Annotated in this window: 19 protein-coding genes; 6 read left to right on the top strand and 13 right to left on the bottom strand. The window is 66.2% G+C overall.

Translation table 11 applies throughout. The annotated features are described in order from the left end of the window. The first annotated feature begins 205 nt into the window (after positions 1 to 205). The gene (locus tag RZR99_RS14985; protein ID WP_323120561.1) at positions 206 to 2,314 is read left to right on the top strand and encodes a lamin tail domain-containing protein; all 2,109 of its coding nucleotides are present in this window, start codon (positions 206 to 208) and stop codon (positions 2,312 to 2,314) included. Between the two features lie 12 nt (positions 2,315 to 2,326). Further along, entirely contained in the window at positions 2,327 to 2,938 is a 612-nt protein-coding gene (locus tag RZR99_RS14980) for a hypothetical protein (RefSeq protein ID WP_323120560.1), read from the top strand. A gap of 68 nt (positions 2,939 to 3,006) precedes the next feature. Here the strand turns inward: RZR99_RS14980 and RZR99_RS14975 are convergent, their stop codons facing one another. The 6 genes from RZR99_RS14975 to RZR99_RS14950 form a co-directional block, all read right to left on the bottom strand. Further along, complete coding sequence (locus tag RZR99_RS14975; RefSeq protein ID WP_323120559.1) at positions 3,007 to 3,441, bottom strand: DoxX family protein; 435 nt, start codon at positions 3,439 to 3,441, stop codon at positions 3,007 to 3,009. A 150-nt stretch (positions 3,442 to 3,591) separates the two neighbouring features. Next, on the bottom strand, positions 3,592 to 4,047 hold the full coding sequence (locus RZR99_RS14970) for an RbsD/FucU family protein (protein ID WP_323120558.1): 456 nt from the start codon (positions 4,045 to 4,047) through the stop codon (positions 3,592 to 3,594). 89 nt (positions 4,048 to 4,136) lie between these two features. After that, the gene (locus tag RZR99_RS14965) at positions 4,137 to 5,846 is read right to left on the bottom strand and encodes a lactate permease LctP family transporter (protein WP_323120557.1); all 1,710 of its coding nucleotides are present in this window, start codon (positions 5,844 to 5,846) and stop codon (positions 4,137 to 4,139) included. 485 nt (positions 5,847 to 6,331) lie between these two features. Further along, on the bottom strand, positions 6,332 to 6,991 hold the full coding sequence (locus tag RZR99_RS14960) for a LutC/YkgG family protein (RefSeq protein ID WP_323120556.1): 660 nt from the start codon (positions 6,989 to 6,991) through the stop codon (positions 6,332 to 6,334). Then, positions 6,988 to 8,430, bottom strand: coding sequence for a LutB/LldF family L-lactate oxidation iron-sulfur protein (locus RZR99_RS14955; RefSeq protein ID WP_323120555.1), 1,443 nt, complete (start codon positions 8,428 to 8,430; stop codon positions 6,988 to 6,990). The genes RZR99_RS14960 and RZR99_RS14955 overlap by 4 nt, the downstream gene beginning before the upstream one ends. Then, positions 8,427 to 9,209, bottom strand: coding sequence for a (Fe-S)-binding protein (locus RZR99_RS14950; RefSeq protein ID WP_323120554.1), 783 nt, complete (start codon positions 9,207 to 9,209; stop codon positions 8,427 to 8,429). The genes RZR99_RS14955 and RZR99_RS14950 overlap by 4 nt, the downstream gene beginning before the upstream one ends. Positions 9,210 to 9,539: 330 nt before the next feature. On the opposite strand from RZR99_RS14950, the gene RZR99_RS14945 reads away from it, so the two are divergent. Beyond that, positions 9,540 to 10,259, top strand: a complete 720-nt coding sequence (locus tag RZR99_RS14945; protein ID WP_323120553.1) for a FadR/GntR family transcriptional regulator — start codon at positions 9,540 to 9,542, stop codon at positions 10,257 to 10,259. A 149-nt stretch (positions 10,260 to 10,408) separates the two neighbouring features. Then, entirely contained in the window at positions 10,409 to 10,978 is a 570-nt protein-coding gene (locus tag RZR99_RS14940) for a hypothetical protein (protein WP_323120552.1), read from the top strand. A 470-nt stretch (positions 10,979 to 11,448) separates the two neighbouring features. Here the strand turns inward: RZR99_RS14940 and RZR99_RS14935 are convergent, their stop codons facing one another. The 3 genes from RZR99_RS14935 to RZR99_RS14925 all read right to left on the bottom strand — a co-directional run bounded on the left by RZR99_RS14935 (position 11,449) and on the right by RZR99_RS14925 (position 14,053). After that, complete coding sequence (locus tag RZR99_RS14935; RefSeq protein WP_323120551.1) at positions 11,449 to 12,036, bottom strand: hypothetical protein; 588 nt, start codon at positions 12,034 to 12,036, stop codon at positions 11,449 to 11,451. Between the two features lie 775 nt (positions 12,037 to 12,811). After that, positions 12,812 to 13,117 (bottom strand): H-NS histone family protein, encoded by a 306-nt coding sequence (locus RZR99_RS14930; RefSeq protein ID WP_323120550.1) that lies wholly within the window; start codon positions 13,115 to 13,117, stop codon positions 12,812 to 12,814. 768 nt (positions 13,118 to 13,885) lie between these two features. Next, positions 13,886 to 14,053 carry a hypothetical protein gene (locus RZR99_RS14925; protein WP_323120549.1) on the bottom strand — a complete coding sequence of 56 codons (168 nt, stop codon included), beginning with the start codon at positions 14,051 to 14,053 and terminating at the stop codon, positions 13,886 to 13,888. Positions 14,054 to 14,367: 314 nt separating this feature from the next. Here RZR99_RS14925 and RZR99_RS14920 point away from each other — a divergent pair, with 314 nt between their 5' ends. After that, positions 14,368 to 14,976, top strand: a complete 609-nt coding sequence (locus tag RZR99_RS14920; protein ID WP_323120548.1) for a helix-turn-helix domain-containing protein — start codon at positions 14,368 to 14,370, stop codon at positions 14,974 to 14,976. Here RZR99_RS14920 and RZR99_RS14915 read toward each other — a convergent pair. From RZR99_RS14915 to garD, 3 genes are all read right to left on the bottom strand, one after another. Then, positions 14,966 to 15,898, bottom strand: coding sequence for a VUT family protein (locus RZR99_RS14915; protein WP_323120547.1), 933 nt, complete (start codon positions 15,896 to 15,898; stop codon positions 14,966 to 14,968). The genes RZR99_RS14920 and RZR99_RS14915 overlap by 11 nt on opposite strands. 199 nt (positions 15,899 to 16,097) lie before the next feature. Then, positions 16,098 to 16,718: a cupin domain-containing protein gene (locus tag RZR99_RS14910; protein WP_323120546.1), complete on the bottom strand. Its 621-nt coding sequence runs from the start codon at positions 16,716 to 16,718 to the stop codon at positions 16,098 to 16,100. A 521-nt stretch (positions 16,719 to 17,239) separates the two neighbouring features. Continuing rightward, entirely contained in the window at positions 17,240 to 18,793 is a 1,554-nt protein-coding gene (gene garD / locus RZR99_RS14905; RefSeq protein ID WP_323120545.1) for a galactarate dehydratase, read from the bottom strand. A 232-nt stretch (positions 18,794 to 19,025) separates the two neighbouring features. Between garD and kdgD the strand changes: the two genes are divergently transcribed. Continuing rightward, complete coding sequence (kdgD, locus tag RZR99_RS14900; protein ID WP_323120544.1) at positions 19,026 to 19,940, top strand: 5-dehydro-4-deoxyglucarate dehydratase; 915 nt, start codon at positions 19,026 to 19,028, stop codon at positions 19,938 to 19,940. A gap of 1,166 nt (positions 19,941 to 21,106) precedes the next feature. Here the strand turns inward: kdgD and RZR99_RS14895 are convergent. Next, positions 21,107 to 21,784 carry a DJ-1/PfpI family protein gene (locus RZR99_RS14895; RefSeq protein WP_323120606.1) on the bottom strand — a complete coding sequence of 226 codons (678 nt, stop codon included), beginning with the start codon at positions 21,782 to 21,784 and terminating at the stop codon, positions 21,107 to 21,109. Positions 21,785 to 21,841: the final 57 nt, after the last annotated feature.

Below are 21,841 nucleotides of genomic sequence, written 5' to 3'. Positions count from 1 at the left end.
TCCGAATGACGAGATAAAGAAAGATCTGTCTGGAATATCAGGCGGGCTCTCACTTAATCCAGTCATTTCGGATACCTATTTATTTGCCTTCGTACCGCAGCCGCTTCATTCATCCGCTGGACTTGCTTCATTTAAAAATGTGAGCGGTTAACAGGCAGGGGCCGCACGCCGCTCGAATCGCCGATAACTAGACCGAGGGATAACTATGCGTCACGTCTGCCACCGCCATATCCGGCAACCCATTCTCTGGAAACTGTCGCCGCTGTGCGTCGCGCTGCTCCTCACCGCCTGCGGCGGCGACGACAGTCCCACGCCGTCCGCTTCCGCCGCGGCATCCGCCCAGGCATCCGCCCGATCGATGGCGGGACAACGCGCCGCCGCGGACGTGCCCGCCGGGCTCTACATCAGCGAAGTGGCAGGCAATTTCCGTCAGGACAAGGACTATGACGCGGCAACCGCGACCAACAGCGTCGCGTGGGTCGAGCTGTACAACAAGCAGAACGTCGCGGTGAACCTGAAGAACTACGTGCTGCGCACCGGCGGCATCAAGCAGAGCGATCCGTCGTCGGTCAGCGCGTCGGTCAACTACGCGCTGCCCGACGTGACGATCCCGGCCAACGGCTACGTCGTGATCGCCGGCCGGAAATCCCCCTATCTGAAGAACTCGACGGTGAACGACGCCGGCAAGGTCGTCTATCTCCTCGACGCAACCGGGACCTATCTGCCGTACTGGAGCAACAGTTCGGGCTTCATCGAGCTGCAGGCGGCCAAGACGGCGCAGGCCGCCGCCAAGACGGTGGACTTTGTCCGCTTCGGCGCCAGCACCACCGCGCCGCTCACCAAGAACTACTGGGTCGGCGCGAACGTGCCGGCCTTCGCCACGCCCGCCGCCACATACGTCGGCAGCCAGTCGCTCGATCCGCTGGACACGCACGACCAGTCCATCGTCCGCCTCAACAGCACATTCACCGTCACCGGCACCAGCACCGACTGGACGCTCGTCGACTTCCCCACGCCGGGCGGACCGAACGACGTGGCGGCGGGCGTCACCGACAGCGATCACGACGGCATTCCCGATACGGCCAAGGCCGCGGGCGGCACCTACGCCGGCCTGGACCTGTACGCGATGGGCGCGCGGCCGGGGCAGAAGGACATGTTCATCCAGCTCGACTACATGGGCAACGACGCGAGCGCGGCCACCCAGGATTCGGCCCGGCAGCTGCAGGAGGCCTCGCTGACCAAGATGGCCGCCGCGTTCGCGCCGCACCACATCGTCGTGCACTTCGATGCGGGCACGCGCTTCTCCGCCAAAGTCGACACCGCGCACTACAACCTCGACGGCGCCAGCCACGAGCGCACGTTCGGCAAGTGCGCGCAGATGAGCGCGAGCGCCACCGGGAGCCGCACGGCGCTCGACAACGGCTGCACGTCGATCTATCAGTACTACAGCCAGTACGTCGATCCGCGCCGCCGGGCCTTCTTCCGCTACGGCCTGTTCGCGTCGTCGCAGAAGAGCGACGGCAGCAGCGGATCGTCCGGCATCTCCGAGCTGCCCGGCAACAAGGTGCTCGTGACCTTGAAGGGCTTCCTCGCGAACAACCTGAGCGCGGCGGGCGAAACGATGCGCGTGAACTTCCAGGCCGCGACGCTCATGCACGAATTCGGCCACAGCCTGGGCCTGCGGCACGGCGGCGACGAGCTTACGGTCAACTACAAGCCAAACTACCTCAGCATCATGAACTACCTGTACCAGCTGTCGGGCGTGCCCACCGACGGCACCGGCACCGACGCGGTCGAGCGCTACTACTATCACCAGAACGAGTGGAACGGCGTCGCGGTACCCAATACGCGCCTGCCGAGCGCATCCTATGCGGCCTATACCTATCCCGCCGACGCGGTCCCGCACGGCCCGGCCTCCGACACCTTCAAGATCGACTACTCCGACGGCAGCAGCCTCAATCTGGACGAGAATGCGCTCAAGGAATCGGACTATGTCGGACGCGGCGCCGGCACCAGCGCCACGGCATTCGGCGACTGGAACCTGGACGGCGTGAAGCAGGCCGCCCCTTACCCGTTGTCGTTGACCGGCCAGTCGGATGCCTTCGGCCGGACCGTCTATGCGTCGCTGCACGATTTCAACGACTGGAACCATCTTGCGCTGGTCACGGGCAAGAACTACAACCTGGTCGGGATCGCGCAGAGCTACGGGATCGGCACCGATCATCCGCCGCTGATCAAGACGAGCCGGATCCAGACGGAAGAAGCGGTGCCGGCGGCCGTGCTCGCGCATCTGAAGCAAGTCAGCGCTAGATAACAGGAGGGGTGAATGGCGGCTTTCGATTGGCAGGGCGCCGTTCTCGCGGTCCTGCTGGGACTGGCGGCGCCGGTTCTCGCGGAACCCCTGCAGATCGACGGCCTCTCCCCGCCGGGCGCCGCGAGCGCCGCGGGTTCGCCGGGCCCGGCGGCGGAGGTGCTGGTGCCGCGCTTCCAGCTGAACGCGAAGGCGGTGCTGGCGTTCAGGCTGAACGACCAGCGCGTGCGCATCTCGCCGTGGCCGGCGCAGCTTCCCGGCTACCTGGGCGCGCAGTACGTCGCGGCGCGGACCGTCGTGCATCCGGCGGGACCGATGCGGATCGTGACCTTCCGCCGCGCGCAGGACGCCGACGCGTGGCTGCGGCTCACCACGGGCGGCGGCCAGCGCAGCCCGTTGCTGCCCGACCGGATCGTCGGCAGGATCAACGACGGCTTCGTTTATCTGCTCGATCGCAACGAACCCCGGCGCGTCGACGTCAACCAGCCGGTCACGCTGACCGACGACGCCCATCGCGAGTGCTGGCAGTTCGTCGTGCTCAACACCTCGGTGCCCAAAAAATCGCAGGTCGACGCGGAACCGCGCGCGGACTGGTACATGCGACGGATCGCCTGCCCGCAAGAGTAAGGCGGCAGGATCGGCCCGTTCGGCGAAGGAGCGCGGCGCGGCCGACCGGCAGTCGGGCGCGCCGGCAATCAGCGCAGCAGCCCGTACGACGACGGCCGGCGCAGGCCGTCGATGCTGAAACCGCCCGCGCCCGTCACGAACAGCAGCAGGAAGCCGCCCGCGATCGCGACGTTCTTCCAGAAATGAATCACCATGTCGTGCTGCACGGCGGCGTCGGTCGCATCCCAGAAGTTATGGCCGATCATTGCGGTTGCGATCGTGTAGCCCGCCAGCAGCAGCGCGAGCGGCTTCACCTTGTAGCCCACCACGAGCAGCAGGCCGCCCAGCCCTTCGATCGCGACCACGAGCGGCGCGCTCACCTGCGTGAACGGCACGCCCAGGCTCCGCAGATAGCCGACGAACTCGGCATACCCCAGCAGTTTCATCGCGCCGCCCCACAGAAACAGCGCCGCGAGCAGCACCCGCGCGATAAAAATGACGCCGGAATCGACGGAACGCGTCATACCTCACCTCCTGATGACCAAGCGAGACGGCCGCGCGTGGCGCGATCTATCTCATAAATGCGCCAGAATAGGAGGTCTGGGCCGCCGTTCCAAGCAAAAGGTTGTACCAAATCTTTACATCGGCATCCCGGCGGCGCGGCGCGCCGGCGTTCATTCGCTCGGCTGCAGCAGCACGCCCTTCTTGAACAGGAAGCAGCCATAGCCGCGCGCCTCGCCGGTCACGATGACCGCATACGCCTGCTTTGCGCGTTCGTAGAACGCGAATCGCTCGACGCCGGCGAGCGGCACCGGGCGCCCTTCCGCGCGGTCGATTTCGGCCTGCGCCTCGCGCTGCACTGGCGGCACGGCGGCGGGATCGCCGACCACTTCCATCCGCGCGGCGGGCGCATCGACGAACGTGTCGAGCGGCATCACCGACAGCACCGCGCGCACGACCCGCGCGGTGCCGGCGCCGTCGAGCCGCAGCGCGTGGCCGAGCGCGGTGCTGCGCGCGACCGAATCCGCCGGGAAATTGGCATCGCAGATCACCAGATCGTCGCCGTGCCCCATCGCGCGCAACGCGTGCAGGATGTCGGCATTCAACAGCGGATCGAGATTCTTCAGCATCGGTACGGCTCCATGATTGGGACACAAGGTGCATAACGCTACCTGAATCCTCGGCGTTGCGCACCCGCTGGAGCGGGCGCGCCGCCGCGCTAATGGACGATCATGCCGGTCAGCCAGTACGCCTGCAGATAGGTCAGCACGCCGACCAGCGACGCGAAGAACACGCTGTGCTTCAGCGTGAAGCGGAACAGGTCCGCTTCGCGGCCGACCAGCCCCACGGCCGCGCACGCGACCGCGATCGATTGCGGCGAGATCATCTTGCCCGCCACCCCGCCCGTCGAATTGGCCGCGACGAGCAGCGTGCTCGACACGCCGATCTGCTGCGCGGTGGTGGCCTGGAGCGCGCTGAACAGCGCGTTCGACGACGTGTCGGAGCCGGTCAGGAACACGCCGATCCAGCCGAGGAACGGCGAGAAGAACGGGAACGCGGAGCCGGTACCCGCGAGCAGCAGCGCGAGCGTCGTCGACATGCCCGAGAAGTTCTCGACGAACGCGAAGGCGAGCACGAGGCCGATCACGAGCACCGGGCGCCGGAGATCGCGCAGCGTCTCGCCGAAGGTCCGCGCGCCGACCCGCGCGGACACGCGCAGCACCAGCATCGCGATGAGCGCCGACAGCAGGATCGCCGTGCCGGTCGCGGCGAGCAGATCCCAGGTGAACACCGCCGGCACCGGCGTCGGGTGCGCGACGACGGGGGCGATCTTCTGCGTGAGCTTGTCGAGATAGGGCACGTGAAACGGCAGCGACGTGAACGCGAGCGCGCCGCCCTTCGCGAACAACGCCTTGAACGGCTTCACGCTCCAGAGCGTCACCATCACGGTCAGGATCAGGAACGGCGACCACGCCTTGAAGATCTGCGCGATCGGGTAGGGCGACGGCTCGCGGCCGGCGTCTCCCGCCTCGAACCGGTAGGGCGCGGCGGCCCCCCCGAACGCGGCGGTACCGCCGCCCACGGCCGCCCCGGCCGCCGCCACCGCCGCGCGCTTCGGCTGCCAGACCTTCAGGAACCCCGCGAGCGCGACGAGGCTCACCAGCGCGGACGTGACGTCCGGCAGCTCGGGGCCGATGTAGTTCGACGTGAGGAACTGCACGATAGCGAAACTGCCGCCCGCGACCAGCGCGGCCGGCCAGGTCTCGCGCACGCCCTTCCAGCCGTCCATCACGAACACCAGCCAGAACGGCAGGAAGAACGACATGAACGGCAGTTGCCGCCCGGCCATCGCGCCGACCTTCATCGGATCGATGCCGGACACCTGCCCGGCGACGATCACCGGGATCCCGAGCGCGCCGAACGCGACGGGCGCGGTATCGGCGATCAAGCACAGCCCGGCCGCGTAGAGCGGATTGAAACCGAGGCCGACGAGCAGGGCCGCCGTGATCGCGACCGGCGCGCCGAAGCCCGCCGCCCCTTCGAGGAACGCGCCGAACGAGAAGCCGATCAGCAGCATCTGCAGCCGCTGGTCGTTGGTCAGCGCCACGATCGAGCTGCGGATGATGTCGAACTGGCCGCTCTTCACGACGATCTTGTAGAGGAACACCGCCGTGACGATGATCCACGCGATCGGCCACAGACCGTAGCAGAAGCCGTAGACGGCCGCCGCGAGCGCGCGCTCCGCCGGCATCCCGTAGACGACGATCGCGATCACGATCGCCAACGCGAGCGTCAGGCCGCCGGCGACGTGCCCCTTGAGCCGCAGCACGGCCAGCGTGACGAAGAACAGGATGATCGGGGCGCCCGCCGCGAGCGCCGACCAGCCGATGCCGCCAAGCGGCAGATACACCTGGTTCCAGACCTGCACGGTCGTCTCCTTCCGTGAGCGCGGCTCGGGTCCGAAGGCTGCCCGGCCGTCGCGCCGGTCTCGGCCGGTGTCTTAGTTTTAGGACAAGATTGGCGCGGTGCGCGAGCTAAATGGCATGGGCGGGTCGGGAGGCGGGCGGGCCGGGGGGGCGGGGCTCCCGGTCGCACCAGCCGTTCGTTGCGTGATGCGCCGGCGATGCCGGTGCGGCTGCACGCGGGAGGCGGGGGGGTGTCCGGCTCCGTGCCGCCGCCCCTTGATCGCGTGACGTCGCCCACGGTCGCGTGAAATCCGCGCGTCCGTGGTTGGTACGGCGCCCCGCCTCAACCGGCCGTTCATTGCACAGCGCGAAGTGCAATGGACGGCGCCGGCTCGACCGGCCACCCCGGCCGCACGCGCGGCACCGCCGTCGTTCAGCGACGTATCGAATGCCTTACACCGCCGCTTCATTCACTTGACTGCTTGTCGGCCAGCCCCCCGCTGCCGCGCTACGCGTCGTCGCATACGATCAGATGCACGCGCCGCGGCCCATGCACGCCCACCTGCACCGTCTGCTCGACGTCGGCGGTGCGCGACGGCCCGGTGATCACGTTGACCGCGCGCGGCATCGCCCCGCCCGCCGCGCGCAGCCGCGCCCACGCCGCTTCCATCGTCGCGACGATCGCGCTCCGGCGCACCACCACGATGTGCTGTTCCGGGATGAAATTGAGCGCGGCCGGCGTCGCGGCCGACGACAGGCACACGACGCTGCCCGTCTCCGCGATCGCGGCGAACGACGGCGTGACGCTGGTCCAGCCGTCCAGGCGCCAATCGCTGCCCGCCGGCGCGCGCGGCACCGTCCACGGCAGCGCGTCGAGCGCCGCCGCGACGATCAGCGACGCCGGCGCAAGCCCGTGCTCGTGCAGATACGCATCGACCGCCGCCGGCACGTCGTCGAGCCCGGCCACGCGCACGCAGGTGGCCGACACCTGCCGCGCCTTCGCGACGAAGCGCGCGCCGAGGTCGGCATCGCCCTTCGGCGTCTCCGGACAACGCTGCGCCGCCGCCCAGGCGTCGGGCCCGAGCGGCGCGTCCGCCTCGGGAGACGCGGCGCGCTCCGTGGCCAGGGCCGCGCGAATGCGGCCGAGTATGTCGTCGCGCGCGCTCATCGGCGAGGCTCCTTCGCGCCGCGCGCGTCCCATTCGTCGAAGAAGGTGCGGCGAGGCGGCTTCGGCAGATCGCGCGCATCGGTCCAGCCGCGCGCGAACGGCACGCGCGACAGGCTGCCGCGCCGCCCGCCGAGGCCGCGCAACGCGCGCGCGCCGAGCCGCGTCAACCAGTGGTACAGACGCGGCCTGAGCGCGAGCGCGCCGAACGCGCGCAACAGGAAGCGCGTGCCGGGCGCCGTCAGCCGCGCATCGAACTGGATGCCGCGCAGCTTCTTCAGCAAGGTGGGCAACGGAATCTTCACCGGACAGACTTCCGCGCACCGGCCGTTCAGCGTGCAGGCGTTCGGCAGGTCGGGATGATGCTCGATCCCCTGCAGCAGCGGCGTGAGCACCGCCCCCATCGGCCCCGGATACACCCAGCCGTACGCATGGCCGCCGACCGCGCCGTAGACCGGGCAGTGGTTCATGCACGCGCCGCAGCGGATGCAGCGCAGCATGTCGCGAAATTGTCCGGCGAGCATCCGCGTGCGACCGTTGTCGACCAGCACGACGTGATAGTCGCGCGGGCCGTCCGGATCGCCGGACCGCTTCGGGCCGGTGCAGAAGGTCGTGTACGACGTGATTTCCTGCCCGGTCGCGCTGCGGCCGAGCAGGCGCACGAACAGCGCGACGTCGTCGAGCGACGGCACCACGCGCTCGATGCCCGCCGTGACGATGTGTACGCGGGCGAGCGTCGAGGTCAGGTCGCCGTTGCCCTCGTTCGTGCAGATCACGTTCGAGCCGGTTTCGGCCACCAGATAGTTCGCGCCGGTGATGCCGACGTCGGCGGCGAAGAACTTGCGCCTCAGCACCTGCCGCGCCTCGTCGACCACGTCCGCGACCGTGTCGCGCGGACCGTCGTACTGCTCGGCCGAATGATGGCTCGCGAACAGGTCCGTCACCTGTCCGATAGTCTTGTGCAGCGCCGGAAACACGATGTGGCTCGGTCCTTCCCGCGCGAGCTGCACGATGTATTCGCCGAGGTCGGTTTCGACCACGTCGAGGCCGGCGGCCTCCAGCGCCGCGTTCAGCCCGATTTCCTCGCCGACCATCGACTTGCCGCGCGTGACGGTTTTCGCGTCCGCGTCGCGGCAGATCTTCAGCACGATCTCGCGCGCCTCGGCCGCGTCGCGCGCCCAGTGGACGATGCCGCCCTGCCGCGTGACCGCCGCCTCGTAGCGTTCGAGGTAGGTGTCGAGATTCGCGAGCACATGGTCCTTCAGCGCCTTCGCGCGCTCGCGGAGCAGTTCGAACTCGGGCAGCAGCGCAACCACGCGCCGCCGCTTGTCGATCCAGCCCTCGCCCAGCAGGCCGAGCGCTTCCTGCAGTTGCGCATCGTGCAGCGCGGCGGCGGCGCGCGTCCTGAAGGTCGAGCCGGCGGCGGTCTGGGGCGCGCTCATGCGTCCTCCCCGCCGAGCGGCGCGACGGTCATGCCGGTCAGCACTTCCGCGATGTGATAGACCCGCACCGGGCTCTGCTCGCGCCTGAGCCGCCCGCCGATGTTCATCAGGCAGCCGAGATCGCCGCCCGCGAGCACGGCCGCGCCGGTTGCCGCGACGTTCGCGGTCTTGTCCGCGACGATCTTCGCGGAGATGTCCGGATACTTGACGCAGAAGGTGCCGCCGAAACCGCAGCACACCTCGGTGTCCTCCATCTCCTTCAGCGTGACGCCCTCGACGCGCGCAAGCAGCGCGCGCGGCTGCGCCTTGACGCCGAGGCCGCGCAGGCCGGAGCAGGTGTCGTGATAGGTCAGCGTGCAGGCCGGCACCCCGGCGGCCGGGCCGTCCCAGCGGAGCACGTCGGCGAGGAAGCTCGTCAGCTCGAACGCGCGCGCGGCCAGCCGTTCGGCGCGCGGCAGCCAGACCGGATCGCCCGCCAGCAGGTCGGGATAGTCGTGGCGCAGCGTGCGGATGCAGGAGCCGGACGGCGCAACCACGTAATCGAAGTCCGAGAAGATTTCGATCGTGCGGCGCGCGATGCGCCGCACGTCGTCGAAATCGCCGCTGTTCAGCGCCGGCTGGCCGCAACAGGTCTGCGCGCGCGGCGCCTCCACCGTGCAGCCGGCCTCCTCCAGCAACTGCGCGGCGGCAAGCGCGGTGCTCGGCCGAAAGAGATTCGCCAGACAGGTGACGAATAATCCGACGCGCGGCGATGCGCCGGTCTGCGGGGTGGGCTTCATCTGTTGTTCGTCCCGGCCGCGCGGCGGCCGTCCAGGGTGGCAGGGGAGATGCCGTGCACGGCCGCGCAGCGGCTTGCACGATTCTTCGGTCAACTTGGTCTGACCAAGCTGACCGAAGATAATGAGATCGTTCCGCGCTGTCAAGCCGGGGCCGCCCGGATGCCGCGCCGACGGGCGGTTCCGGGGCCGGCCGAAACCGCCGGGCGGGCGGCCGCCGCGTCCCTGCGGGCTATAATCGGCCCGCCGCATCGCCCGCGCGGGCCGCGCCCGAACGGGCGGGCCGTGTTCCAGCCCTCCGCGCCCCGCCTCCACCGTTCACAAGGTCCGTGCATGACGTTTCAGCCTGTCGAGTCCTATACCCGCGTCCGCCTGTCCGACGTGGTATCCGACCAGATCAAGTCGCTCATCTCGAACGGCACGCTGTTGCCCGGCCAGAAACTGCCGACGGAACGCGAGCTGGCGGCGCAACTGAGCGTGTCGCGGCCGTCGCTGCGCGAGGCGCTGGTCCGGCTCGAGGCCGACGGCTTCATCGGCTCGACGGGACGCGGCGGCTTCGTGGTCGCCGACATCACCGCGCCCGTGATTTCGAATCCGCTCGCGACCCTGCTGTTGCAGAATCCGGCAGCCAGCGACGACGTGCTGGAACTGCGCCACGGCCTCGAATCGATCTCGACCGCCTACGCGGCGGAACGCGCGACGCCCGCCGATCTCGATAAAATCCGCACCGCGTTCGACGCGCTCGCGAGCCTGTCGCTGCAGGACGAGCCGGACCGGCTCGCGGCCGTCGACGCCGCGTTCCACCTCGCGATCGCCGACGCGACCCACAACGTCGCGCTGATCCACGTGATGCACGGCATTCACGGGCTGATCCAGGAATCGATGCACAAGTCGCATCGCATCGTGAACCACAACGCTGCGATGGAGCGCGCGCTGCTCGCGCAGCACACCGAGATCCACGACGCGATCGTCGCGAAGGATCCCGCCCGCGCGCGGCAGGCGGCGGAACGGCATCTTCAGTACGTCCGCACGCTGTACGCGCGGGTCGCGTAACGCGCCTTCCCGAGGTCGCGACGCGCATGGCGGCCCGCGCCCGGACCGTGGCGCAACGGCTCGAACCGCCCATGCGCGCGGGGCCTCCGGACGGCCGCGGCAAGCGCGGGCGCCGGTGTTAAATTGGCGTTTTCGAACCGGGGGCCGTCATGCCGCTAGCAGGCACGCCGTGGAATTCGCTGGACGCCGTCAGGCTCGTCGTCGATATCCTGACGCCGCTCTCCGTCACCGCGCTCGGCTGGCTCATCAGCCGCCGGCTGAAGCGGCTCGAATTCGTCCAGTGGACCAACCAGAAGCTGATCGAGAAGCGCCTCGAGATCTACGACACGATCGCGCCGCAGCTCAACCGGCTGCTGTGCTTCTACACCTGGGTCGGCCACTGGAAGGACATCTCGCCTGACGACGTGGTCCGCACCAAGCGCGAACTGGACAAGACGATTCACATCTACCGCCACCTGTTCGACGACGACGTCTATCTCGCGTATCAGGGGTTCATCCACGCGCTGTTCGAAACACATGCCGGCGCCGGGCAGGACGCGAAGATTCGCTCGCATGTCGAAGGGCCGCACGGCGATCGCAGCCGGCACGGCAGCTATGCGTGGAACCCCGCCTGGACGGCGCGCTTCTCGAGCGTCGACGTGGCCGACCGGGAGGACGTCCGGTTGCGCTACTTCCGCATCATGGACAGGCTGCGCGCTGCGCTGGGCGCGAGCCGCTGACGAGCCGGGATCGATTCCGCCGCCGCGCGGGCGCGGGGTGGCGCGATGTTGCTTGCGTCCACGCCCATCGGCTGAAAACCCGCGTTGCATGAACCGGGCCGAAGTGGGTGTCGATAGCATGCAGCGGGCCGCGGGTTGCGTCCGTGGCGATCGGGTCCGGATACACCGGCGAGCCGTTCGCGTCTCGCTCGGGAAAAACCCATCGAAGGAACAAGCCAGTCCGCCGGCCTACACGCCCGCCATACGCCCTTCACGGATATCCGCGCGCCGAAGCGCGAAGCTGGCGCTCGAGCGCGCATGGCACGGATGCACGGCACCAAGGAACGGGCCGAGCGTCGCGCTCGAGCGCGGCGGACGATAGCGCGTGCGGCGAATCGGCGGGCTTCGCCGGCCATCGCGCCCCGGTGCGTCGCGCAGCCGGCGACGAGCCGAACCAAAATACGGGACGACGTTGCGGGCGACCGGCGAGTTCAGCGCCGGCTCACGAGAGTCCGCCGACGCCCGTGTCGCAGCAGGTCGCCGGACTCTCGTTTCGCCACTGCGGCGAGGCCCGCTCGCTCGAGTGCGCGCTCCGCATAATCCTTCGCCTCCTCCGCCCACTGAACGGCAAGCGCCGCTTGTTGCCGCGCCTGTTTGGCGCGCTCCCGGTAGTCAAGCGCCGCGCCATGCTCGGCAAGCTGCAGGTAATGCGCGTTACGTTCCGCGTGAGCCGCCAGCCGCTCCAGTTGCGTCGCGTCGGCGTCCGCGGTATAGGCCGCGACCGCCGCTCTGCGCGCGGCGGACCACGCATCCGCGGCAGCATGAGCGCCCGACGCGACCACGTGCCCGGCGATCGACAATCGCCGCGTCGCCGCCGCGGACTCAACGTACGGGCTCCGCCGAATCGGTCGACTGTTTTGCGTGGCGAGAGGGCGATACGCCATTGCAATGCTCCGCGCGTCCGGATCAGTCCGAAGACGCTCGGACGCTCCATCGCCGCGGCGCACGAGAAAGCAGCACGCCACGAAGCCGACGGCGAGCGCGATCAGGACGATGCAGAAAACGATGGGGTCATTCATCACGCTTCCACGCTCCGCGCGAAGCGTCCGTCGGCGGGAAAGGGAGTCCCGCCGGGAAGCGCGGCCCTGATCCGCTGCCCGCGCGATCGATGCCGCGCGCCTCGTCCGAATCGACGGACACGCGGCCGCCATGAATAAAAACGACGACCGATGGGGACCGGCCGCCAGTCCGCCTGCGCATAACCGAGGGCCAACCGAACGCAGACGGGACACGATACGCGGTAGCGACCGTGCCGGGAAAATGAAAAGCCATGAGCGGAGAAACCGGCGACATCGGAGTATCCGACGCGTGGGCCGTACATCGGCGAAAAACAAACCAACCTCCACGCGATTCGCACAACGATCGGGCAACGGGAGCCGGCTCGGCGCGACTCATGCGCATCCGGGCAGCATCGACATGCCCAACCTCAGCCGGATATCGAGCGGTCGTCGTCCTCCCTCCTTGCGGTTGCGCGCGACGTGATGCGCGCCCGGATGGCCGACCGGCATCAGACCGGAGCAAGCCCATCCGGCGCCCTGCGCGATGACGTTCGCCGGCCCGCCAACCGTCGGGATACGCCCGGCAGCCTGGCTGAGCGCGCCTGCCCGCCTCGACCGAGCGCCATCCGGGCCGCCGAGGTTCGTTACCGGTCAATACGCATGGGTGCCGAACGTCGGGAACGCTCATCGAATGAATCTCTCCGGCGCTCGCCATGCCGCCGTCAGTTCGCGGCCGCCCCCACCTCACAAAACGGTGTGAGCGACCGCGACATCGGCAGACGGCACGCATCGCCATTCACGGCGCACGCAAGATCAGAAAATCTTCGCGGCTCTCACCGACCAGCCACCGGGGAAGCCTCCCGCGCCCGCTCCACGATTCACCCGTCCGCGGATTGAGGTACTTGATGGGAACCGGGCCGCAACGCTTATCGCCGGACCGATGGGTCAGGCGGCTCCCGAAGATCTCTTCCGGCGTGATGTCATACTCGTTCACCAGCCTCATGATCTGAACGAGCGCCGCGGCTTTTTCCCTCTTTCGCGCGGCTTCGGCTTTTTCTTCAAGCTCTGTCAGCTGCGCCTTCAACTGCTGGTACGTCGTCACAAAAGGTCTCCCTGCGAAATAGCATTCAACGAGGGACGCCAGGCGCCCCCACAACGATTAGCGCGACGAGAAGCGGGCACTAAAGGATGCGGATCGATCTCCCGGACGGGAGCGAGCCGCGCCGACCCCGGCCGAGAAACACGCCGTACCGAGAACCGCACCCGCCGATCGCGGACAGCGCGCCAGCATCCAGGCCGTTTCCGCTCTCCCGTCAAGTCCGCCGTTCGCTGTCGGCCGCTCAGGCTGAACGATGACGAGTGCGGTTTCTTCCGTCCACGCTTCGCGCCGCCCTCTCCTCCCACCCCGGTCCGAATTGAATACTTTGAAGAGCGGATCGTCAGCGAACACCCGGGCAGCCTGCATGTCGTCGACATGGAACGCATCGCGGACGCGACGCGTTCCGCAAAATGGCAACGGCATCGACCTCGCTCGTCCTGCCCATCACAACATTGAGGAGTGCTTGACGCTTGTATCGAATCAAGAACATGAAGCACGCCATTCCCGGCTCACAACCGCACATCGAACATCCCGGTGAAACCCGGACCGCAACCAACGCGTTCAACGCCCGGTCCGTCACCCTCCATCACGTTATCGTTGATCGGAGTCCTCGGCGATGTGCCGGGACGGAGCGCCACCGCGCCGCATTTCATGGCCCAAGCATCGGAAAGCCGGATGCCTGGGAGCGCGTCGGAAGGCATCGCTTCGCCTGCAACTTGCAACCATGCAGAGCCCGCCATCGCATCGCCAAGCGGGAACGAACGCCCTTGCTCAGCGCATCCCCCACGCATCGATCGGCGAGACGCACACGCGCTCGATCTCCGAGCCGCATGCATCGGATGGGCCGGCCAGGACTTGGCCGCCCCAGTCGCCGACGCGCACCGGCAACACCGCTGCGAACCGCTCGCTCGCCACGCCTCCGGGGCGGCGTATCCGCATGCGAAAAGATTTCGCGCCATGCAGGGCGCACGCTACAATGCCGCCAGCCATGCCGGTATTCCTCGACAGTTGCCGCGTAATGGTCACGTAGTGTTCGGTGTTACAGCACCGATCTACCCCTTCCGGGGCTCAAGAGGTTCCTGAAACGATGCCCTCTGAAACGCTAGAGGGACCACCTGTCGGAAGGCTCCCAAGCATCAGCACCGAGCCATTTACTCCTGCTACTCGAGCCACCTAGTATGTGATCGACTGTAGCACTCGCCTTGAAAGTTTTCAACGATTTTGTCCGACAAAACAGGGGTCTAATCAGTCACGTGAGGAAGAAAGAAGATCTTGCGAGCTTGGCCGCCACATTTGTGGACACGGTCAGACGCCTTCAGAAGGAAGCGGGCGTCAACGACGCGGAATTGTCGCGCGCCATCAATCTCAACCAAGGTACGTTGAGCCGACTGTTGTCGGGTGAAACCATCGATCCCAGGCTGAGCACCATCTCGGCGCTTGCGAAATTCTTTGCTGTTTCGATCTCGACTTTATTCGGGGAAGAGGACCAGGGATTCGTGCCTGTCTTTGAGCAAGGCAAGCTTCAACACGCGTCCGCGGACAGGCTCACGGTTCGACAGGATCAATTCTGGATTAAATCATCCAAAATCAATATCAGCCAATTCGCCATCGTGCTCGAAAAGAAAGCACGACTCGATCCGTTGCCCAGCAACGCGATATTGATCATCGGTAATTTCAAATCACTGGATATCGGTGACCTGGTCGTGGTCGGCAGACCGGCCAACCCCTGCACATTGGCCAAGATATACGGCAAAGACCCCTTCACCTGTTACGACATAGAGTCGACGACGAAACGCCAGCCATTTCCAATCGAGCTGCGCGACGTCGTCGGCAAAGTCATAGAAATCATCGTCAAGCGCTAGTCTTGCCGGAAAAGACCTTGTAGTCGAAGTAATCCACACCGTCCCTGGATTTGATCCAGACAACGACTCGCCCAAAGAGTATGGAGAAGATCACCTCATAGGATATCTTCACAAAAATTTGAGCTGCAATCAGTCTCGCGATCCAGTCGATCGGCATTCTGCCGTAGAAAAGCAACGTGCAGAACAACACGCTATCCAGGATCGCGCCCACCGAATTTGCCGCGATGAAGCGAAGCACGAGCATTCTGCCTTTGAGCATGATCTTCAGCCGCGACACCACGAGCGAATTGGCAAGCTCGCCAACAAAATAACCCGTTGCCGAAGCCACCAATGCACGCGCCATTTGATCCGACACGCCCAGAATGCTCCCGGCCAGAAAGCCGGCCTTCGCGAGGGCCATGATGACGGCGACCACCACGATGTTGACTAGAAAGGCGCCCCAGATGACATGCCGGCTCACGACAAACCCATACGTCTCCGTTATGCAGGCGCCGAATCCGTAAGTCAGCGGAAACAGAACCAGTGCAGTCGGCACGGCAACATCGAATCCGATGAATGGAGACAGTTTGAACGTCGTGATGTTATCGCCGAGCAGATTCGCAACGACCAGCATCACGCTGAATAACGACGACAAATAGATGATTGCATACGGGAAAGCCGAGCGGTATCCCGTCACATTTTTCACATTTACGTCGTTCGCATTCACGTACGCCAGCAAAGCGACATCCTCGTTCGAGAATTTTTCGATCCAATTCTCTTTGAGTAATTCACTGATTGCGATTTTGAGAGAAACACCCGTGTTATTGACTCTTATTCTTGCGAATGACTGGCTCGCCTCGCTGGTTTTCGGCAGAATCGTCTCGATCTGGCAAGTCGGGGTATCGTTTATAATCGACATGATTGGATCACTTTTGTACACCATCGGACGCGATCGGAAGATCGCAATGATTCGGCAACGCCGCGTGCAAATATAGCACGGACCTTTCCAGGTTCGAATTCACCGGGATCCGAACCGTGTCAGATCATGATTAAAAGAAATCCACCCCGTATCTGGAATACCGTCTCTTTCGCTTGCATTCATGCCCGATCAGCGTGGAATCGGCACGAAATTCAGATTTTCATCACCGAGGGAGTACTCTATACGCCATTTTCATTATGATGTCCCGGTGTGCCGGATATGTTTTCAGCAGCTCCGCCTGCGTCACCAATCTGTAATCCGCATCGTCGTAGCCGGGCACGACCAGGCAACTGACCAGCCCATAATCTCCGGCATCGACCGACGATCCGAAGATCCATCCCGCCCGCATCACCACGGAAAGCACCTCTCCGCGATCCGGATCAGGACCGATGCGGGTCGTGTGATACTCGCCGTTTTCATCGATGACATGCATGGTCAGCGGCGCCCCCGCATGGTAATACCAGATTTCATCGGATTTCATTTCATGAAACCGCGAAGGACTGTCGTGCGTCACCATGAAATAAATACCGGAGTAATCTTTTCGCTCCGCGCCATGGGCGGTTTTACGTAATGTGCCGGAGCCGAATTCGTATTTAAAATACCCGCCCTCGATATGCGGAATCAAGCCGAGCTTCCGTATCCAGAAAGACTGAGTTTTATCGCCGTTCGCTTGTGCCATGACGCTATCGATATGAGCCGCGCCAAGCGCGGCGAAAACTACGGTTGCAATGATTTGCTTAAGTACTGCCGTCGATTTTCCGGCAATAAAATTATAATTGTACATTGACCTTGCTTATCAGGCATTCATCTAGTTTTTGTGCTTCGGAAAGGCAAGCGCCAAGGCGACGGCGACATGCCATGCCGATAAACAACACGTTCGTCTCTCGATATAGTTGATCACGGCCGCCGATCTATGCGGCCCGTTCGATTTATATCAGCGGCTCGCCGCCGCTACCTGCTGCCGCGGAACAATGAAGCGCTCAATATCCGCTGTCAAGAGATGTCCACCGAAAGCGAATGGGCTGCGATGGTCCATCCACGTTCTCCGCGGTGGATGCCGGAAGCGACACCGCCATGAACGCTTTCGACGTCCCGGCGATCGGCATCGATGGCAGGCAAGCATACGATGCGCGGAGCCGCAAGGGATCCGATCCGTGGCCATCGGCGCCTCCCGCCCGCCGCGCCGGACGAAAGGCCGCTTCGGCGTCCGCCCGGAAGGCCGGATGGCCAGGTGCGACACCGTCCATCGCTTCGGCAATCCGGATCGACGCACGCCGCAGCCGCGCTCATGCGTTCACGCCGATCTCACGTCACGGGCGCCGGGTTGAACAGCGTCAACGCGTTCGCGAGCTGCCACTGCTCGGCCCACGTGCGCCGCCTGCCGCTCGCGACTTCGAGCATCATCCGGAACAGTTCCCAGCCCACCTCCTCGATCGTCGCATCGCCGGTCGCGATGCGGCCCGCGTCGAGATCCATCAGGTCGTGCCAGCGTCGCGCCAGATCGCTGCGCGTCGCCACCTTGATGACCGGCACCTGCGCAAGCCCGTAAGGCGTGCCGCGCCCCGTCGTGAACACGTGCAGGTTCATCCCCGCCGCCAGTTGCAGCGTGCCGCAGATGAAGTCGCTGGCGGGCGTCGCGGCGTACAGCAGACCCTTGCTCCGCGCGCGCTCGCCGGGCGGCACGACGCCCGCGATCGGGGCACTGCCCGATTTCACGATCGACCCCATCGCCTTTTCGACGATGTTCGACAGCCCGCCCTGCTTGTTGCCCGGCGTGGTGTTCGCGCTGCGGTCCACCTGTCCGCGCTGCAGGTAGCGGTCGTACCACGCCATCTCGCGGATGATGTCGCGCGCGACATCGGGCGTCGCCGCGCGCGCCGTGAGCTGCGCGACGCCGTCGCGCACCTCGGTCACCTCGGAGAACATGATCGTCGCGCCCGCGCGCACCAGCAGGTCCGCCGCGAAGCCGACCGCCGGGTTCGCGGTCAAGCCGGAGAACGCATCGCTGCCGCCGCACTGCACGCCCACCACCAGTTCCGCCGCCGCGCACGGCTCGCGCCGCCGCCGGTTCAGGCGCTCCAGATGGGTGTCGGCCATCCGCAAGATCGACGCGATCATCGATTCGAATCCGACATGCTCGCGATCCTGCAGACACACGACGCCGCCGTTGTGCTCCTCGCCCGGCGCCGCGAGCGGAATCGAGCCGGGCGGCAGCAGGCGCTCCGGCTGCAGTTTCTCGCAGCCGAGGCTCACGATCATCACCTCGCCGCCGAAGTTCGGATTGAGGCTGATGTTGCGCAGCGTACGGACCGGCACGTCGGCGTCGGGCGCATCGATCGCGACGCCGCAGCCGTACGTATGCTCAAGACCCACCACGTCGTCGACGTGCGGATAGCGCGGCAGCAGTTCCTGCCGGATCCGCCGCACCGCGTGCCCGACCACGCCCGACACGCACTGCACCGTCGTCGTGATCGCGAGCAGGTTGCGAGTGCCGACCGAGCCGTCCGCGTTCCGGTAGCCGTCGAACGTATAGCCTTCGAGCGGCGCGAGCGCGGGCGCCGCGCGCGTCGCGAGCGGCAGGTCGTCGAGCCCGGGCGGCGCCGGCATCCGCAGCGTGCGCTCGTTGACCCAGCTGCCGCGCGGCAGGTCCGTCCGCGCATAACCGATCACGACGTTGTAGCGCAGCACCGGGTCGCCCTCGGCCAGATCGACGAGCGCAACCTTGTGCCCTTGCGGCACGCCTTCGCGCAGCCGCAGACCGTCGGCGAACACGGCGTCCGCCCGCAGGCCGCCGTCGTTGACGACGATCGCGACGTTGTCGGCGGGATGGACACGGATATACAGCGGGGCTTGGGTCATCGGCGCGGGTCCTCGTATGCGGCTTCATTCAATTGACAGTCATCATACAACATGATTTCCGATGATGGACATTGCGCATCAACCCTGACCGTTTCCCCTTATTTTGCTGATTCCAGGCGCGGCTTGCACTGCTTGATCACATGTTGTACGATGACATACGACGACATTGACAACCGGCTCGCATGCCGTTTCCCGACGAACCCAGCGCTCGCGCAATACGGACGATACCGACATGACTTCACCCCAAGAGCTCAAACAGATTATTTCGCACGGTCTGCTGTCGTTCCCGCTGACCGACTTCGACGAAGCGGGCAACTTCCGCGCGCGGACTTATGCGGAACGTCTCGAATGGCTCGCGCCCTACGGCGCGAGCGCGCTGTTCGCCGCCGGCGGCACCGGCGAATTCTTCTCGCTCACGCAGCGCGAGTATTCGGACGTGATCCGCGTCGCGACGGAAACCTGCAAGGGCAAGGTGCCGATCCTCGCCGGCGCGGGCGGCCCGACGCGCGTCGCGATCGAATATGCGCGGGAAGCCGAGCGGCTGGGTGCGAGCGGCGTGCTGCTGATGCCGCACTATCTGACGGAAGCGAGTCAGGAAGGCGTCGCCGCGCATGTCGAAGAGGTGTGCCGGGCGCTCGAGATCGGCGTGGTCGTCTACAACCGCGCGAATTCGAAGCTCAACGCCGACATGCTCGAACGCGTCGCGGACCGTTGCCCGAACCTGATCGGCTTCAAGGACGGCGTCGGCGACATCGAGAGCATGGTGACGATCCGCCGCCGGCTCGGCGACCGCTTCGCGTATCTCGGCGGCCTGCCGACCGCGGAAGTGTATGCGGCGGCCTACAAGGCGCTCGGCGTACCGGTGTATTCGTCGGCGGTGTTCAACTTCATTCCGAAGACGGCGCTCGAGTTCTACCACGCGATCGCGAACGACGATCACGCGACGGTCGGCCGGCTGCTCGACACGTTCTTCCTGCCGTACCTGCAGATCCGCAACCGGCGCGCGGGCTACGCGGTCAGCATCGTGAAGGCGGGCGCGCGGCTGGTCGGGCGCGACGCGGGGCCGGTGCGCGCGCCGCTCACCGACATGGCCGACGACGAAGTCGCGATGCTCGACGCGCTGATCAGGAAGATGGGACCGCAGTAATTCGATTCACGCGCCGCGCGGCGCGGCGCGGCGAATCAGGAAAGGCGGCTCGGCCGCCTTTTTTCATTTCCGTGAGCGGCGGCGGATTGCGCGGGCTGGGGACGTCGGCGAACCCTCGATGCGGATCGCCGCCGTTCCGTGTGTTCCGCGTGTTCCGCGTGTTCCGCGTGTTCCGCGTGTTCCGCGTGTTCCGCGTGTTCCGCGTGTTCCGCGTGTTCCGCGTGTTCCGCGTGTTCCGCGTGTTCCGCGTGTTCCGCGTGTTCCGCGTGTTCCGCGTGTTCCGCGTGTTCCGCGTGTTCCGCGTGTTCCGCGTGTTCCGCGTGTTCCGCGTGTTCCGCGTGTTCCGCGTGTTCCGCGTGTTCCGCGTGTTCCGCGTGTTCCGCGTGTTCCGCGTGTTCCGCGTGTTCCGCGTGTTCCGCGTGTTCCGCGTGTTCCGCGTGTTCCGCGTGTTCCGCGTGTTCCGCGTGTTCCGCGTGTTCCGCGTGTTCCGCGTGTTCCGCGTGTTCCGCGTGTTCCGCGTGTTCCGCGTGTTCCGCGTGTTCCGCGTGTTCCGCGTGTTCCGCGTGTTCCGCGTGTTCCGCGTGTTCCGCGTGTTCCGCGTGTTCCGCGTGTTCCGCGTGTTCCGCGTGTTCCGCGTGTTCCGCGTGTTCCGCGTGTTCCGCGTGTTCCGCGTGTTCCGCGTGTTCCGCGTGTTCCGCGTGTTCCGCGTGTTCCGCGTGTTCCGCGTGTTCCGCGTGTTCCGCGTGTTCCGCGTGTTCCGCGTGTTCCGCGTGTTCCGCGTGTTCCGCGTGTTCCGCGTGTTCCGCGTGTTCCGCGTGTTCCGCGTGTTCCGCGTGTTCCGCGTGTTCCGCGTGTTCCGCGTGTTCCGCGTGTTCCGCGTGTTCCGCGTGTTCCGCGTGTTCCGCGTGTTCCGCGTGTTCCGCGTGTTCCGCGTGTTCCGCGTGTTCCGCGTGTTCCGCGTGTTCCGCGTGTTCCGCGTGTTCCGCGTGTTCCGCGTGTTCCGCGTGTTCCGCGTGTTCCGCGTGTTCCGCGTGTTCCGCGTGTTCCGCGTGTTCCGCGTGTTCCGCGTGTTCCGCGTGTTCCGCGTGTTCCGCGTGTTCCGCGTGTTCCGCTCGTTCCGCTCGTTCCGCTCGTTCCGCTCGTTCCGCTCGTTCCGCTCGTTCCGCTCAGAGCGTCGCCGCCACCCGCGCGACGATCTGCTCGCGCCGCGCCCGCGACGCCGCGCTCCGCTGCCGCACCCGTTCGACGATGGCGGGCGGCGCGACATCCGGGCCGCCCACGTCGAACGGCGGCGCCGGCCGGTATTCGAGCCCGAGCTGAATCGCCTGCGCCTCGGTGGCGCCCACCAGTTCGCTCGCGAGCGTCAACGCGAAATCGATCCCGGCGGTGACGCCGCCACCCGTGACGAGATTGCCGTCGCGCACGACCCGGTCGTGGACGGGAATCGCGCCCAGCGGCGCCAGCAAGTCATGAAACGCCCAATGCGTGGTCGCGCGCCGCCCGCGCAGCAGGCCCGCCGCACCCAGCACGAGCGAGCCGGTGCAGACCGACGTGACGAACCGCGCGCCCTTGGCCTGAAGACGAATGAACGCCAGGACGTCCGGATCCTCCATCAATGCCCCGACGCCTTCGCCGCCCGGCACGCAGATCACGTCGAGCGGCAGACAATCGGCGAACGTCGTATCCGGCGTCAGCACCAGCCCGCTGCTGCTCGTCAGCGGGTCGAGCGTCTTCCAGACCAGGTGGAGCCGCGCGTCGGGCAGTGCGGCGAATACGTCGAAAGGTCCGCACAGATCGAGCTGCTGGACACGGGGAAACACAAGAAAACCAATGCGAAGCGACATGGCGCCGACCTCTCTGCGGAATGGGGCGATCAAGGGAACCCACGCGGCGGAACGTCT

The organism is Burkholderia alba (genome assembly GCF_034721475.1).
Classification (GTDB): Bacteria; Pseudomonadota; Gammaproteobacteria; order Burkholderiales; family Burkholderiaceae; genus Burkholderia; species Burkholderia alba.
The sequence above is the reverse complement of the archived record's forward strand: the minus strand, read 5'-3'. Positions and strand labels throughout refer to the sequence as shown.

Excerpts from the sequence above, each read along its gene's own strand:
- RZR99_RS14985 (WP_323120561.1), top strand. The coding sequence starts at position 206 with ATGCGTCACGTCTGCCACCGCCATATCCGGCAACCCATTCTCTGGAAA.
- RZR99_RS14980 (WP_323120560.1), top strand. The coding sequence starts at position 2,327 with ATGGCGGCTTTCGATTGGCAGGGCGCCGTTCTCGCGGTCCTGCTGGGA.
- RZR99_RS14975 (WP_323120559.1), bottom strand. The coding sequence starts at position 3,441 with ATGACGCGTTCCGTCGATTCCGGCGTCATTTTTATCGCGCGGGTGCTG.
- RZR99_RS14970 (WP_323120558.1), bottom strand. The coding sequence starts at position 4,047 with ATGCTGAAGAATCTCGATCCGCTGTTGAATGCCGACATCCTGCACGCG.
- RZR99_RS14960 (WP_323120556.1), bottom strand. The coding sequence starts at position 6,991 with ATGAGCGCGCGCGACGACATACTCGGCCGCATTCGCGCGGCCCTGGCC.
- RZR99_RS14955 (WP_323120555.1), bottom strand. The coding sequence starts at position 8,430 with ATGAGCGCGCCCCAGACCGCCGCCGGCTCGACCTTCAGGACGCGCGCC.
- RZR99_RS14950 (WP_323120554.1), bottom strand. The coding sequence starts at position 9,209 with ATGAAGCCCACCCCGCAGACCGGCGCATCGCCGCGCGTCGGATTATTC.
- RZR99_RS14945 (WP_323120553.1), top strand. The coding sequence starts at position 9,540 with ATGACGTTTCAGCCTGTCGAGTCCTATACCCGCGTCCGCCTGTCCGAC.
- RZR99_RS14940 (WP_323120552.1), top strand. The coding sequence starts at position 10,409 with ATGCCGCTAGCAGGCACGCCGTGGAATTCGCTGGACGCCGTCAGGCTC.
- RZR99_RS14935 (WP_323120551.1), bottom strand. The coding sequence starts at position 12,036 with ATGAATGACCCCATCGTTTTCTGCATCGTCCTGATCGCGCTCGCCGTC.
- RZR99_RS14925 (WP_323120549.1), bottom strand. The coding sequence starts at position 14,053 with ATGCGGATACGCCGCCCCGGAGGCGTGGCGAGCGAGCGGTTCGCAGCG.
- RZR99_RS14915 (WP_323120547.1), bottom strand. The coding sequence starts at position 15,898 with ATGGTGTACAAAAGTGATCCAATCATGTCGATTATAAACGATACCCCG.
- RZR99_RS14910 (WP_323120546.1), bottom strand. The coding sequence starts at position 16,718 with ATGTACAATTATAATTTTATTGCCGGAAAATCGACGGCAGTACTTAAG.
- garD (WP_323120545.1), bottom strand. The coding sequence starts at position 18,793 with ATGACCCAAGCCCCGCTGTATATCCGTGTCCATCCCGCCGACAACGTC.
- kdgD (WP_323120544.1), top strand. The coding sequence starts at position 19,026 with ATGACTTCACCCCAAGAGCTCAAACAGATTATTTCGCACGGTCTGCTG.
- RZR99_RS14895 (WP_323120606.1), bottom strand. The coding sequence starts at position 21,784 with ATGTCGCTTCGCATTGGTTTTCTTGTGTTTCCCCGTGTCCAGCAGCTC.